Origin of the sequence: Pseudomonas sp. (genome assembly GCF_030698175.1) — a bacterium.
Lineage (GTDB): Bacteria > Pseudomonadota > Gammaproteobacteria > Pseudomonadales > Pseudomonadaceae > Aquipseudomonas.
The window spans coordinates 1-13,904 of the sequence record NZ_JAUYNT010000025.1 but is presented as its reverse complement, the minus strand read 5'-3'; the positions used below and the strand labels follow the sequence as shown (position 1 = coordinate 13,904).

11 protein-coding genes are annotated in these 13,904 nt (G+C 62.0%); 8 read left to right on the top strand and 3 right to left on the bottom strand.

What is annotated here, in order from left to right; all coding sequences use genetic code 11:
• Positions 1 to 116 precede the first annotated feature (116 nt).
• From Q8R10_RS12895 to ovoA, 5 genes are all read left to right on the top strand, one after another.
• Positions 117 to 2,105 carry an acetyl/propionyl/methylcrotonyl-CoA carboxylase subunit alpha gene (locus Q8R10_RS12895; RefSeq protein WP_305654236.1) on the top strand — a complete coding sequence of 663 codons (1,989 nt, stop codon included), beginning with the start codon at positions 117 to 119 and terminating at the stop codon, positions 2,103 to 2,105.
• Between the two features lie 194 nt (positions 2,106 to 2,299).
• On the top strand, positions 2,300 to 3,118 hold the full coding sequence (locus Q8R10_RS12890; protein WP_305654235.1) for an NAD(P)-dependent oxidoreductase: 819 nt from the start codon (positions 2,300 to 2,302) through the stop codon (positions 3,116 to 3,118).
• A gap of 226 nt (positions 3,119 to 3,344) precedes the next feature.
• Positions 3,345 to 4,760: a cytochrome c oxidase accessory protein CcoG gene (gene ccoG, locus Q8R10_RS12885; RefSeq protein WP_305654234.1), complete on the top strand. Its 1,416-nt coding sequence runs from the start codon at positions 3,345 to 3,347 to the stop codon at positions 4,758 to 4,760.
• Positions 4,761 to 4,830: 70 nt separating this feature from the next.
• Positions 4,831 to 6,240, top strand: a complete 1,410-nt coding sequence (mapR, locus tag Q8R10_RS12880; protein WP_305654233.1) for a GntR family transcriptional regulator MpaR — start codon at positions 4,831 to 4,833, stop codon at positions 6,238 to 6,240.
• 172 nt (positions 6,241 to 6,412) lie between these two features.
• Positions 6,413 to 8,530 carry a 5-histidylcysteine sulfoxide synthase gene (ovoA, locus tag Q8R10_RS12875; protein ID WP_305654232.1) on the top strand — a complete coding sequence of 706 codons (2,118 nt, stop codon included), beginning with the start codon at positions 6,413 to 6,415 and terminating at the stop codon, positions 8,528 to 8,530.
• Positions 8,531 to 8,652: 122 nt separating this feature from the next.
• Here the strand turns inward: ovoA and Q8R10_RS12870 are convergent, their stop codons facing one another.
• The 3 genes from Q8R10_RS12870 to Q8R10_RS12860 form a co-directional block, all read right to left on the bottom strand.
• Complete coding sequence (locus Q8R10_RS12870) at positions 8,653 to 9,045, bottom strand: VOC family protein (RefSeq protein WP_305654231.1); 393 nt, start codon at positions 9,043 to 9,045, stop codon at positions 8,653 to 8,655.
• Positions 9,046 to 9,198: 153 nt separating this feature from the next.
• Complete coding sequence (locus Q8R10_RS12865; protein ID WP_305654230.1) at positions 9,199 to 9,801, bottom strand: glutathione S-transferase family protein; 603 nt, start codon at positions 9,799 to 9,801, stop codon at positions 9,199 to 9,201.
• Between the two features lie 34 nt (positions 9,802 to 9,835).
• Positions 9,836 to 11,002 carry a PLP-dependent aminotransferase family protein gene (locus tag Q8R10_RS12860; RefSeq protein ID WP_305654229.1) on the bottom strand — a complete coding sequence of 389 codons (1,167 nt, stop codon included), beginning with the start codon at positions 11,000 to 11,002 and terminating at the stop codon, positions 9,836 to 9,838.
• Positions 11,003 to 11,084: 82 nt separating this feature from the next.
• Between Q8R10_RS12860 and Q8R10_RS12855 the strand changes: the two genes are divergently transcribed.
• The 3 genes from Q8R10_RS12855 (at position 11,085) to Q8R10_RS12845 (ending at position 13,475) form a co-directional block, all read left to right on the top strand.
• Entirely contained in the window at positions 11,085 to 11,540 is a 456-nt protein-coding gene (locus Q8R10_RS12855) for a MarR family winged helix-turn-helix transcriptional regulator (RefSeq protein ID WP_305654228.1), read from the top strand.
• 133 nt (positions 11,541 to 11,673) lie between these two features.
• Positions 11,674 to 12,288, top strand: a complete 615-nt coding sequence (locus Q8R10_RS12850) for a LysE family translocator (RefSeq protein ID WP_305654227.1) — start codon at positions 11,674 to 11,676, stop codon at positions 12,286 to 12,288.
• Positions 12,288 to 13,475 (top strand): benzoate/H(+) symporter BenE family transporter, encoded by a 1,188-nt coding sequence (locus Q8R10_RS12845; protein WP_305654226.1) that lies wholly within the window; start codon positions 12,288 to 12,290, stop codon positions 13,473 to 13,475. The genes Q8R10_RS12850 and Q8R10_RS12845 overlap by 1 nt, the downstream gene beginning before the upstream one ends.
• Positions 13,476 to 13,904 lie beyond the last annotated feature (429 nt).

Genomic DNA, 13,904 nt, shown 5'->3' with positions numbered 1-13,904 from the left:
AGGCTTATCGCGGCTAAAGCCCCTCCTATAAAAACAACACAGCCGCGTAGCCCGGATGCAATCCGGCTAACACACCCCGGACTATCTCCGGGCTACGCCGAGCAGGAGCCACACCCATGCCCGCCTTCAACAAGATTCTGATCGCCAACCGTGGCGAAATCGCCTGCCGGGTGATGCGCACCGCCATCGAGCTGGGCTACCGCACCGTGGCCGTGTATTCGATTGCCGACGCCGGCGCCCGCCATGTGCAAGTGGCCGATGAGGCTGTGTGCATAGGCCCGGCCCAGGTCAATCAGTCCTATCTGCTGATTGAAAACATCATCGCTGCGGCCAAGAAAACTGGCGCCGACGCCATTCACCCCGGCTACGGCTTTCTCTCGGAGAACGCCGAGTTTGCCCGCGCCTGTGAAGCCGCCGGCATCGTCTTTATCGGCCCGACCGTGGAAGCCATCCACCTGATGGGCAGCAAGCGGTTGTCGAAGATCGCCATGTTGGCCGCCGGCGTGCCGTGCATTCCCGGCTACGAGGGCGAGGCTCAGGATGAAGACAGCCTGATCCGCGAGGCCGGCCGCATCGGCTATCCGCTGATGATCAAAGCCAGCGCCGGCGGTGGCGGCCGTGGCATGCGCCTGGTGCATGAGGCGGCCGAACTGGCGACCCAGCTGCGCACCGCCCGCTCCGAGGCGCAAAACGCCTTCGGCTCCGGCGAGCTGATTCTCGAACGGGCGGTGATCAAACCCCGGCACGTGGAAATCCAGGTGTTCGGCGACCAGCTGGGCAACATCCTCTACCTGGGTGAGCGCGACTGCTCGGTGCAGCGCCGCCACCAGAAGGTGGTCGAAGAAGCACCCTGCCCGGTGATGACCCCGCAGCTGCGTAAAGCCATGGGCGAAGCCGCGGTCAAGGCCGCCGCCTCGGTGAATTACGTCGGCGCCGGCACTGTGGAATTTCTGCTGGATCAGAGCGGTGAGTTCTTCTTCCTGGAGATGAACACCCGCCTGCAGGTGGAACACCCGGTCACCGAGCTGATCACCGGCCAAGACCTGGTGGCCTGGCAGATTCGCGCCGCCGCAGGGCAACCGCTGCCGCTCAAGCAGGATGAAATTCACCTGACTGGCCATGCCATGGAAGTGCGGCTGTACGCCGAAGACGCCGCCCATAACTTCCTGCCGCAAACCGGCCAAGTGCTGCGCTGGGAGCCGGAGTTGCTGGACGGCATCCGCATCGACCACGGCCTGGTCGAAGGCCAGGAAATCAGCCCGTTCTACGACCCGATGCTGGCCAAGATCATCGCCTATGGCGCCACCCGCGACGAAGCCCGCCGTAAGCTGGTGCGCGCCGTCGAGGAATGCGTGCTGCTGGGGGTGAATGGCAACCAGCGCTTCCTCGCCAACCTGCTGGCGCACCCCGAATTTGCCGCCGGCAATGCCACCACCGCCTTTATCGGTGAGCACTTTCATAACGACCCAAGCCTCAGCCCGCAAGCGCCAGCCGCCACCGAGCTGGCCGTGGCCGCCGCCCTGCTCTATCAAGAATCCGCCAACAGCCGCGCCCACCAAGGCGAGCTGGCCGGCTGGCGCAGCGCCGGCAGCGCGCCGTGGCAATTCACCCTCAAGCACGGCGAGCAGAAATACAGCGTCGAGCTGGAGGTGCTGACCGCCGGCAGTCAGCCAAGCCTGCGCGCCAAGGTTGGCGACAGCTGCGTCGAGCTAAAGCTGTTGGCCAGCGATGGTCGCTGGTTAACCCTGGAGCTGGACGGCATCCGCCGGCGCATCGCTTACCAACACAACGGCGAGCAACTCTGGCTGTATGGTCAGCGCGGCAATCTGGAGCTGCAGGACGTCACCCACGAACCGGCCGGCGGGCAGAACGCCGCCAGCTCCGGCACCGTCAAGGCACCGATGGATGGCGCCATAGTCGAGGTGCTGGTCAGCGAAGGTGAGCGGGTCAGCAAAGGCCAGCTGCTGGTGGTGCTGGAAGCGATGAAGATGGAACACCCGATGAAAGCCGGAGCCTCTGGCATCATCCGCCGCATCGGCATCAAGCAGGGCGAACAGGTGAAAAACCGCCAGCTGCTGGTGGAAATCGAAGCCGACGAGGCTTAAACGTAGGGTGGTCAACGCGAAGCTTGGCCACCAATTGACCGGGATATGCATTGGACGGGATAACCATCATCGGTGGCCACCTCGCCCCAATAACCACCAGCGGTGGCCAACGCTTCGCGGTTGACCACCCTACGCTCCCACACTCGCAACCAATTGAATCAACCGAAAACAACAACAATTTCAGGAGCACCCCCATGTCCCTTTCAGGCAAAACCCTGTTTATCACCGGCGCCAGCCGTGGCATCGGCCGTGAGATCGCCCTGCGCGCCGCGCGCGATGGCGCCAATATCGTCATCGCCGCCAAGAGCGCCGAGGCCCATGCCAAGCTGCCCGGCACCATCCACTCGGTGGCGGCGGAAGTCGAAGCCGCCGGCGGCCAGGCCCTGGCCCTGCAACTGGACGTGCGCGACGAAGCGGCGGTGAAAATCGCCATGGCCAAGGCCGCCGCACACTTCGGCGGCATCGATGCAGTGATCAACAACGCCGGCGCAATCAAACTGGTCGGCGTGGAAAAACTCGAACCCAAGCGCTATGACCTGATGTTCCAGATCAACACCCGCGCGGTGATGGTCTGCAGCCAGGCTGCGCTGCCCTACTTGAAAGAAAGCCGCGGCCATATCCTCAGCCTGTCGCCACCGCTGAACCTGGACCCCAAGTGGTTCGCCAACTACGGCCCCTACACCACCACCAAGTACGGCATGAGCATGCTCACGCTGGGCATGCACGAGGAGTTCAAGAAGTACGGCATCAGCGTCAATTCGCTGTGGCCGCAGACCGTGATCGCCACCGCCGCCATCGAGTTCGAAGCCGGTGGCATGGCCGTGATGAAGGCCGCGCGCCTGCCGGCGATCATGGCCGACGCCGCCTACGCCATTTTGTCCAGCGGCGAGCGCAGCATCAGCGGCCGCCTGCTGATTGACGAGGAAATCCTCCGTGAGCAGGGCCAGAGCGAGTTTGAGCAGTACCGTTACGATCCGGCCGGCAAATTGATGACCGACCTGTTTGTCGACTAAGGCCGCCGCTACTCAGTCTGCTGCTCCTGATGCAGCAGACTGTGACACATGCTCGGCGGGCTTCAGCCCACCAACACGGTCTTCAGGGTGAACCAAATCCCAGCCGCCAAAAACCATCACGCCTCGCCATCTGCTCCGCTTTTTATTTGATTTTCTGAATCTGTTTTCAATACAGCTGCGCCGCGATCATTTGCGCCATCGCTTTAAGCTCGATGGGGCCGCCCGCATGACCAATCGTATTCCCGCCACGCTGATCGAGAGCATTGACCCGCGCAGTCCCATTCGCCTGACGCCCGCCCAGGCCGGCGGCGCCATCCATACCCGCAGTTTCACCGGGCTGTATCGCAGCCTGCGACTGTACGGTGCGGGCACGTTGTTTCTGCTGTTTTTCGGCAGCCCCTGGCTGGTCTGGGGCGACCACCAAGCCGTGCTCTGGGACCTGAGCAACAGCCAGATCTATCTGTTCGGCCTGACCCTTTGGCCGCAAGACTTTATCCTGCTCTCGGCGCTGCTGATCATCGCCGCCTTCGGCCTGTTTTTTGTCACTGTGCTGGCCGGCCGCGTCTGGTGCGGCTACACCTGCCCGCAAAGCGTCTGGACCTGGCTATTTATGTGGGTGGAAAAAACCGTCGAAGGTGAACGCAACCAGCGCATCAAGCTCGACGCCGCGCCCTGGAGCCTGAACAAACTAGGCCGGCGCAGCGCCAAACACGGCCTCTGGCTGGCCGCGAGCCTGGCCACGGCGCTGACCTTCGTCGGCTACCTGACACCGATCCGGCCACTGGCCGGCGAGCTGCTCAGCTTTGATCTGGCGCTCAGCAGCGGTTTTTGGCTGCTGTTTTTTACCAGCCTCACCTACCTGAATGCCGGCTGGATGCGCGAGCAGGTGTGCCTGCACATGTGCCCTTACGCGCGGTTTCAGAGCGTGATGTTTGACCGCAACACCCTCAACGTCGCCTACGACAGCCGCCGTGGCGAGGGCCGTGGTTCACGCAAAAAAGGCGCCGACTACCGGGCCGAAGGTCTTGGCGATTGCCTCGACTGCAGCCTGTGCGTGCAGGTCTGTCCCACCGGTATCGACATCCGCGACGGCCTGCAACTGGCCTGCATCAGTTGCGGCGCCTGTATCGATGCCTGCGACAGCGTGATGGACAAGATGGACTATCCCCGTGGCCTGGTGCGCTATGCCAGTGAAAACAGCTTGGCCGGCGGCAAAACCCAGCTGCTGCGCCCGCGCCTGCTCGGCTACGCCGCCACCCTGCTGCTGATGATCGGCGCCTTCGTCTGGGCGCTAGAGACCCGCAGCCTGGCGTCGCTGGACGTGGCCAAGGACCGCAGCATGTATCGCGAAAACTCCCTGGGGCAGATCGAGAACATCTACAGCCTGAAAGTCATCAACAAAACCCAACAAGCCCACAGCTATACCGTCGCCCTGGCCGACTCTGCGCACTTAGAGTTACAGGGCGCCCGCGAACTGCAACTGGCCCCCGGCGAAATGCGCAGCCTGGCGGTGAGCGTGGTGCTGACCGGCGAACCCGCCGCCAGCACACCCGAGCCGATTAGCTTCACCCTGGCCGACCGCGACGAGCCAAGCAGCAGCGTCAGCACCGCCAGCACCTTTGTCGCACCACAGCAGCGCTAGAGATCGCATGCAGGCTAATCAGCCAGTACAGTGTCCGCCTCTAGCACAGTGTTTGATGGGCTCCGAGCGGATGAAACGTTACGAACAATTTGCCGAGCAGATTGCCGCGCTGATTCGCAGTGGAGTGCTGGCGCCCGGCGAAAAAGCCCCCTCGGTGCGCCAGGCCAGCCGCACTTACGGGGTCAGCCCGTCGACGGTATTCCAGGCTTACTACCTGCTGGAAGATCGCGGGCTGATCCAGGCCCGGCCGCGCTCGGGCTACTTCGTCCGCGCGCAGGCCCAACGGCCGCTGCCGGAACCGCAACTGAGCAACCGGCAGGCGCAAACCAGCGAGGTGGATGTCAGCGAACTGGTGTTCTCGGTGCTCGGCTCGCTGAAAGACCCAAACACAGTGCCATTCGGCTCGGCCTTCCCCAGCCCCGAGTTGTTTCCGCTGGCGCGCCTGGCCCGTTCCATGGCCCACGGCCTGCGCGACATGCCGGCCCACGGGGTGATCACTGACATGACCGAGGGCAATCCCAACCTGCGCCGGCAGATCGCCCTGCGCTATATGCTCAGCGGCGTGCACCTGGCCCAACAGGAACTGGTGATCACCAACGGCGCCATGGAGGCGCTGAACCTGTGCCTGCAATGCGTTACCCAACCGGGCGATCTGGTGGCCATCGAAGCGCCGGCCTTTTATGCCTGTTTGCAGGTGCTGGAGCGGCTGAAACTCAAGGCGGTAGAGATCCCCGTACACCCGCGCGAGGGCATCGATCTCGACTGCCTGGCCGACAGCTTGCAACGGTTGCCGATCAAGGCCTGCTGGTTTATGAGCAGCCTGCAAAACCCCCTGGGCGCGAGCATGAGCGAGGCGAAAAAACAGGCGCTCTATCAGCTGCTTCAACAGCACCAGCTGCCCTTGATCGAGGACGATGTCTACGCCGAGCTCTACTACGGCAGCCAGCCGCCCAAGCCGGTGAAGAGCTTCGATCGCGACGGTCTGGTGATGCACTGCGGCTCGTTCTCCAAGTGCCTGGCGCCGGGCTACCGGGTCGGCTGGGTGGCCGGCGGGCGCTATGCCGAGCGGATCAGCCGGCTCAAACTGATGACCACCATCTCGCCTTCGGTGCCGGCGCAAGCGGCGCTGGCCGACTACCTGCAGCACGGCGGCTACGACCGCCACTTGCGCAAGCTGCGCCACAGCCTGGAAACCCAGCAAGACGCCATGCTGGCCTCGGCGGCGCGCTACTTCCCGGCCGACAGCCGCGTCACGCGACCGAGTGGCGGCTATTTTCTGTGGTTTGAGTTCCCGGCCCAGGTGGATTCCCTGCAGCTGTTTCAACTGGCGCTGGCACAAGGCATCAGCCTCGCACCGGGGCCGATTTTCTCGGCGACCCGGCGCTTCGGCAACTGCGCCCGGCTCAATTACGGCCATCCCTGGAACGAGCAAAACGAGCAAGCGATGAAAGTGCTCGGGCGCATTATCGCCTCCTTCTAACCCGCTACCGCCGACATTCTTGCCAGTGCCGTCAGCGCCAGTCGGCGCCCCTGGCAACACTAACGATGCCTCGGAGTTGCAACAACAGTTCACGTTTTGCCCGGCAAAAAAACGTGGCGCCAGTCACATTTGCGGGGCTATGGTTAGCCCATCGCTTTTTTGAGAACTGTCCATGCCAGGCCCAACCACTGTGCGCACGCCCAGCCTGCTGGCTGGCGATGTGGCAAGCAAACGCGAAGAGATCCTCGCCTACTTTCTGGCCACCTTTAGCCGCTATGAGCAATTGTTCGAGCTGCTGGCCGATGAACGTGGCTTCCTGCAAAAATCGATCAACCTGCGCCATCCGCTGATCTTCTATTTCGGCCATACCGCGACCTTTTTCATCAATAAACTGCTGTTGGCGCGACTGATCAACGAGCGGATCAACCCGCGCTTCGAGTCGATCTTTGCCGTGGGCGTCGATGAAATGAGCTGGGACGACCTCAACGAAGATAACTACGACTGGCCCAGCGTGGCGGCCGTGCGCGACTACCGCCGGCAAGTGCGCGAGCTGGTCAGCCAGGTGATTCGCACGGCGCCTTTGAGCTTGCCGATTGATGCCCAGAACCCCTGGTGGGCGATTCTGATGGGCATCGAGCACGAGCTGATCCACCTGGAAACCTCCTCGGTGCTGATCCGCCAACACCCGCTGGAGCTGGTGCGCGCCCATCCACAGTGGCGACCCTGGCCGAGCACGGCGCAAACCCAGGCGCCGCTTAACCAGCTGTTGCCGGTGCCGGCCGGTGTGGTGCAACTGGGCAAGGCGGCCAGCGATGATCTGTACGGGTGGGACAACGAATACGGCCAGCACCGGGCCGAGGTGCCGGCCTTTGCAGCCAGCCAGTTGTTAGTCAGCAATCAGGAGTTCTTGGCCTTTGTCGCCGACAACGGTTACAGCGAGCCGCGCTGGTGGGACGCCGAAGGCCTGGCCTGGCGCGACTATGCCGAGGCTCACTGGCCGACGTTCTGGCGCCACAGCGACAGCGGCTGGCGCTTGCGCCTGCTGACCGAAGAGATCGCCATGCCCTGGGACTGGCCGGTGGAGGTCAATTACCTCGAAGCCAAGGCTTTTTGCAACTGGCAGGCCGCGCAACTTAACCGGCCGGTACGGCTGCCAAGCGAAGACCAATGGCAGCGTCTGTACCAGCACACCGGCGTTAGCGACGAGCGCCCCCCTGAGCGTGCCACGGCCAATATCCAGCTCGACCACCATGCCTCGCCTTGCCCGGTGGATCGGTTCAAGCATGGCGATTTTTATGACGTGCGCGGCAATGTCTGGCAGTGGAGCGAGACGCCGACCTACCCCTTCGATGGCTTTGCAGTGCTGCCGATCTACGACGACTTCAGCACGCCGACCTTCGATCAGCGGCACAACCTATTCCAAGGTGGCTCGTGGATCTCCTGCGGCAATCAATCGCTGCGCAGCGCCCGTTACGCCTTTCGCCGGCATTTTTTCCAGCACGCCGGTTTCCGTTACATAGTCGCCGAGAGCCCCGCCATGATTCCCGCGTCCAATTACGAACACGACAAGTTGCTCAGCGAATATGCCGAGTTTCATTACGGCGACAGCTACTTCGGCGTGCCGAATTTCTCCCGCGCTCTGGCGCAATTGGCCATCCAGGCCATGGCCGACCAGCCGGCATTAAAAGCCCTGGATCTGGGCTGCGCCTGCGGACGGGCCAGTTTCGAGCTGGCCAAACACTTTGCCCGGGTGACGGGGATTGATTTTTCAGCGCGCTTTATCGGCCAGGGCGTGCAACTGGCTGAGACGGGCCAGCTGCGTTACACCCGCTGCGAAGAAGGCGAGTTGGTCAGCTACCAAACCCGCCGCCTCGACGAGCTGGGGCTGGATCAGGTGCGCGATAAGGTCGAGTTTTTCCAGGGCGATGCCTGCAATCTGAAGCCGCAGTTCAGTGGCTACGACCTAATCCTGGCGGCCAACCTGATTGATCGTCTGTACGATCCCGCGCAGTTTTTGGCCGCCGTGCATAAGCGGCTCAATCTGGGCGGTATCCTGCTGCTGGCCTCGCCCTACACCTGGCTGACCGAGCACACCCCGCGCGAGGCTTGGCTGGGCGGCTTCAAAAAAGATGGGGAGAGTTTCAGTACCCTCGACGGGCTCAAGGCCATCCTCAACCAACACTTTCAGCTGCTGGCGCCGCCACAAGAAGTCCCCTTCGTGATTCGCGAAACCCGCCACAAGTTTCAGCACAGTTTGTCTGAGGTCAGCCTCTGGCGGCGGGTTAGCTGAGGCTCGACCTACGCGATTGGTAGGGTGGCCTTTAGCCCACCGCATCTGAACGCAACCCTTGGTGGGCTGAAGCCCACCCTACGCTGTGCATACCGCCAAGATCAGAGTGCACCGACGAGCGCTTAGCCTTCCATAGTGGTGCACAGCTCCACCAAGCTGCCATCCGGGCAACGCACATAGGCCACTTCCTGCCCCCAGGGTTTGCTCTGCGGCGCGGCAATCGCCACGGCCCCGGCGGCCAGCGCGCGGGCATAGGCGGCCGGCACATCTTCGGTAACGAAGCCCAGTTCAATGCCCAAGGGCTTGGGCGAGCTGTGGGCGGCCACATGGCCTGCGGAGAAATTCATCGCTGCCAGTTCATGGTCGGCAAAGGCCAGCGCGGTGGCGCCGGTTTCCAGCTCGCCATAGGTGCCGGACTCATGCAAAAAACGCCGGGTAAAACCAAAGGCCTGTTCAAAGAAGCTCAACGATGCTTCAACGTCTGGGACGTAAACGATGGTGTAAGCGAATTTCATGATTGCCGCTCCACTAAATAAAAAGGCCATGGCGCAATTATGCGTTGTCGGCGAGTTTTCGTAGGGTGGGTTAGCGGCGCCACGCAGGCTCAAAACCTCACCTAGCAGTCAGTGCGCCGCGTAACCCACCGAGCGGTTTCCGACTCTACACAGTTAGCCCAGCATTTCCACATGCCCTGGCTGGCTAGTCACCCGTGCCAGCCAGGCGCGTATGGCCGGATAAGGGCTCAGGTCAAAGCCGCCCTCGTGAGCCACGTGGGTGTAGGCATACAGGGTGATGTCGGCTATCGAATAATGCTCGCCGACCAAAAATGGCGTGCGCGTCAGTTGCTGCTCCATGACCTTGAAGGCCTTGTAGCCACGCACATGGCACTCTTGGTACTCCGTCAAGCGCTCGGCCGGCATGCCTTGATACAGCTGGATAAAGCGTGCCACCGCCACATAGGGCTCATGGCTGTACTGCTCGAAGAACTGCCACTGCAACACCTGGGTGCGCAGCCGTGGTTCGCTGGGCAAAAACGCCGTGCCGTCGGCCAAAAAATTCAGAATCGCGTTGGACTCCCACAGGCAGGTGCCATCGTCCAGCTCCAGCACCGGAATCTTGCCATTCGGGTTCTTGGTCAGGAAGGCTTCGCTCTGGGTGTCACCCTTGAGGATATCCATCGCCACCCATTGATACTCAATGCCGAGCAACTCCAGCATCAGTTTGATCTTGTAGCAGTTGCCCGAACGGTAATCGCCGTAAACCTTGTACATAACAGCCTCCTTAATCAGCTTGTTTGGCCCCAACTCACGCCAGCTTATCGGCCTGAGCCTGCTGAATAACCGCAGCCAAACGCTTAAGACCCTCGTTTAGGCGTTCTGGTGCCACGTGGCTGAAGTTAAGCCGCAAATAACCAGGATGCTGGTCCGGATCGACAAAAAACGGCTCACCCGGCATAAAGGCCACGTTTTGCGCCAGGGCCGGTTTGAGCAGGGTGCGGGTGTCCAGGGGTTGCTTCAAGGTCAACCAAAAGAACAGCCCACCTTGCGGGATCTGCCACTCGGCCAGCTCGGCGAAATGCTCCAGCAAGGCCGTTTGCATGGCGTCGCGGCGCAGGCGGTAAAAGTCCCGCAGCTCGGCCAGATGGCCACGGTATTTCTCGCTGCCCAGCCATTGCAGGGCCTGCCATTGGCCGATGCGATTGGTGTGCAGATCCGCCGATTGCTTCAAGCGCAGCAGGTGCGGATAGAGGTCCGGGGTGGCGATCAAAAAACCGACCCGCAGGCCCGGTAACAGGGTCTTGGAGACGGTGCCGGTGTAGATCCAGCTGGCGCTTTTCAGGCGGCTGACGATAGGCGTGGCGCTGCCCGCATCGAACACCAGCTCGCGGTACGGCTCGTCTTCGATCAGGGTGACGTTGAACTCATCCAACAGCGCCGCGACCGCATCGCGTTTGGCCTCGCTGTAACGCACCGCCGAGGGGTTCTGGAAAGTTGGAATCAAGTAAGCGAAGGCCGGCTTGTGCTGCTCCAGCCGCGTGCGCAACTCAGTCAATTCGGGGCCATCGACCTCTTGGGCGACGGTGATGCAATCGGCGCCGAATAGCTGAAAGGCTTGCAGGGCGGCCAGATAGGTAGGTGCTTCGAGCAGCACTTCGGTGCCCGGATCGATAAACAGCTTGGCGGCCAGATCCAGGGTTTGCTGCGAGCCGCTAACGATCAATACCTGATTGGCATCGCAAGGCACGCCCAAGGCGCGGGCATCAAAGGCAATCGCCTCACGCAGCGCCGGCTCGCCTTCGCTCATGCCGTATTGGCCCATGCTGGCGGGCATCTCGGCCCACTCGACTTTCGGCAGCATGGCTTCGGCGGGTAAGCCGCCGGCGAATGACATCACTTCCGGGCGCTGGGCGGCGGCCAGAATTTCACGGATCAAAGAGCTTTTCAGGCGGGTAACACGTTCGGAGAAGGCCATACAAATCACCGGTGGCAAAGACGCAATAAATTAAGTCAAACTGATTGACCGAAATTACTCCAGCCACAGTAGATACGTCAACATGCTTGACCTTAAAAGCACGGCCACTCAGCAGGCCGCCATGGAAGCTTTCTTCTTCGGCTACCAGGCCTTTACCGCCAAGCCCGACGAGATGCTGGCGCGCCGGGGTTTAAGTCGGGTGCATCACCGCATTCTGTTCTTTATCGCCTGTTATCCGGGCCTGAGCATGAAGGAGCTGTTGGCCGCCCTGGGGGTGAGCAAACAGGCCTTGAATATCCCGCTGCGCCAATTGATGGAAATGCAGTTGGTCGAAAGCCAAACGGCCGCCGATGACAAGCGCAAACGCCTGCTCGGCTTAACCCGCGAGGGCGCCAAGCTCGAACAGGCCCTGCGCCGCGAGCAAGCCAAGCTGCTGCAACGGATTTTCACTGATGCCGGTGAAGCGGCGGTGAATGGCTGGTTGGCGGTCAATCAGGCACTAGGGAAAACCCGCCAACCGACGGCCGGTGACGAGTAAGCCAGCACAGAACACCGATTGTACGGCTGCAGTTACCGGCGCAAAAAACTGTACGGGCGATCAACTCAGTCGCTGTACCGCGACGCTTTAGCGCTTCCCGCATAGCCTATAAGCCATTGCTGGAGCGACCTATATGACGACTGAATTACTGCTGGCCTTTATCGCCTTTGCCTTTGTCACCTCGGTGACGCCGGGGCCTAACAACATGATGCTGCTCAGCAGCGGGATTAACTTCGGCCTGCGCCGCAGCCTGCCCCATTTGCTCGGCATCAGCCTGGGGATGCTGGTGATGGTCAGCGCCATCGGCTTTGGTCTCGGTGAGTTATTAAAACTCTTTCCGCCGCTCTACAACGTGCTGCGCTACGGCGGCGCCGCCTATTTGCTGTATCTGAGCTGGAAAATCGCCACCGCCGGTGCGCCCCAGGCCAACGGTCAAAACAGCGGTTCGCCGATGAGTTTTATCCAGGCGGCGGCCTTTCAGTGGGTCAACCCCAAGGCCTGGATCATGGCCATCGCCGCCATCAGCACCTATGCCCCGGCACAACCCATAGCCACGCAGATTCTGTTGATCGCAGGCCTGTTTGCACTGATCAACTACCCCACTTGCTCGCTGTGGATATTGGCCGGCAGCCTGCTGCGCCGTGCCTTACAAAACCCGCGCAGGCTACGGCAGTTCAATTATGTGATGGCGCTGATGCTGGTACTGTCGCTCTACCCCATATTGCTGCCGCCGCCAGGAGTAGTTTGATGCCCCGGATACGCCTGCCGCGCTTCCTCGCCGACAGTTCAGTCGCAGCCTTGGTCGCCGGATTTATTGCCATGCTCACCGGCCACACCAGCGGCCTGGTGCTGATTTTTCAAGCCGGCCAAGCCGCCGGCCTCGACAGTGGGCTGATCACCTCGTGGATCTGGGCGCTGTCGCTGGGCATGGCGGTGTGCACCATCGGCCTGTCGCTGCATTACCGGGCGCCAATTGTGGTGGCCTGGTCGACGCCCGGCGCCGCCCTGCTGATCAGCAGCCTGCCGGGGGTGAGTTTTAACGAGGCAATCGGCGCCTATCTGGTCTGCGCGCTGCTGCTGACCCTGGTCGGCCTGACCGGCAGCTTCGAGCGCTTGATGCGCCACCTGCCCGCTTCCCTGGCCAGCGCCCTGCTGGCGGGCATTCTGTTTCGGATCGCCAGCGCCATCTTCCCGGCCGCCCAACAGCAACTCCCCTTGGTGCTGGCGATGCTGTTCAGCTACCTGTTGCTCAAGCGCTGGCAGCCGCGCTATGCGGTGCTCGCGGCGCTGTTGGTCGGCAGCCTGCTGACTTACAACCTGGGTTTGCTCGATCTGTCCAGCGTGCCCCTGAGCCTGGCGCTGCCGCAGTGGACCACGCCAAGCTTTACCCTCAACGCCATTATCAGTATCGGCTTGCCGTTGTTTGTGGTGGCGATGGCCTCGCAGAATATTCCAGGCCTGGCCGTACTGCGCGCCGATGGCTATAACGTGCCGGCCTCACCCTTGCTCAGCGTCACCGGCAGCGCCTCCTTGCTGCTGGCGCCCTTCGGCGCCCACGGGGTCAACTTGGCGGCCATCACCGCCGCCATCTGCACCGGCTCCCATGCCCACGAAGACCCGCGCAAGCGCTACACCGCGGCCATCTGGTGCGGAGTGTTCTATGCCCTGGCCGGTGTGTTTGGGGCCAGCCTGGTGGCGCTGTTCGCCGCCCTGCCCACCGCGCTGCTGCTGTCGGTGGCGGCCATCGCCTTGCTCGGTTCGATCGGCAATGGCCTGAGCGCCGCCCTGCACAACCCGCGCGAGCGCGAAGCGGCGCTGCTGACCTTTATGGTCTGCGCCTCAGGGATTAGTTTTTACGGCATTGGCTCGGCGTTCTGGGGCTTACTGGCCGGCCTATTGACCCTGCTGATCGTCAATGCCGGCCGCGATAACTAAGGCGAGATGCTCGTTTCGCCGCCTTTCGTAGGAGCGGCCTTGGCGCCCCACACGGATGTGGGAAGTGCAGTGAGCCGTATGGAACGGCTGCCGCCCGCGATTGGGCCGCAATCGCAGCACAAATCCCACTTTGGTCGCAGAATCGTAGGGTGGGTTAGGCGCATGACCACAGACTCTCTACCGCTACGGAGTCAGTTGCGCCGTAACCCACCAGCGGTTGTCAGTCGATCATCGCTTGGTGGGTTACGCGGCGCCCGTCTACCGCTACGACTCTGCAAACCCAGCTCTGCGCCACTAACCCACCCTTGTATGTTGAGGTCATCGTTAAACAGTAGGCTCAAACACGCTGTTGACGATAATCAGTAAGGTTCCGGGGAGGCCGTCCCACCCTAGAGACGCATTGCGATCTCGTTTGTAGAGAGGCCCCCC

Excerpts from the sequence above, each read along its gene's own strand:
- Q8R10_RS12895 (WP_305654236.1), top strand. The coding sequence starts at position 117 with ATGCCCGCCTTCAACAAGATTCTGATCGCCAACCGTGGCGAAATCGCC.
- Q8R10_RS12890 (WP_305654235.1), top strand. The coding sequence starts at position 2,300 with ATGTCCCTTTCAGGCAAAACCCTGTTTATCACCGGCGCCAGCCGTGGC.
- ccoG (WP_305654234.1), top strand. The coding sequence starts at position 3,345 with ATGACCAATCGTATTCCCGCCACGCTGATCGAGAGCATTGACCCGCGC.
- mapR (WP_305654233.1), top strand. The coding sequence starts at position 4,831 with ATGAAACGTTACGAACAATTTGCCGAGCAGATTGCCGCGCTGATTCGC.
- ovoA (WP_305654232.1), top strand. The coding sequence starts at position 6,413 with ATGCCAGGCCCAACCACTGTGCGCACGCCCAGCCTGCTGGCTGGCGAT.
- Q8R10_RS12870 (WP_305654231.1), bottom strand. The coding sequence starts at position 9,045 with ATGAAATTCGCTTACACCATCGTTTACGTCCCAGACGTTGAAGCATCG.
- Q8R10_RS12865 (WP_305654230.1), bottom strand. The coding sequence starts at position 9,801 with ATGTACAAGGTTTACGGCGATTACCGTTCGGGCAACTGCTACAAGATC.
- Q8R10_RS12860 (WP_305654229.1), bottom strand. The coding sequence starts at position 11,002 with ATGGCCTTCTCCGAACGTGTTACCCGCCTGAAAAGCTCTTTGATCCGT.
- Q8R10_RS12855 (WP_305654228.1), top strand. The coding sequence starts at position 11,085 with ATGCTTGACCTTAAAAGCACGGCCACTCAGCAGGCCGCCATGGAAGCT.
- Q8R10_RS12850 (WP_305654227.1), top strand. The coding sequence starts at position 11,674 with ATGACGACTGAATTACTGCTGGCCTTTATCGCCTTTGCCTTTGTCACC.
- Q8R10_RS12845 (WP_305654226.1), top strand. The coding sequence starts at position 12,288 with ATGCCCCGGATACGCCTGCCGCGCTTCCTCGCCGACAGTTCAGTCGCA.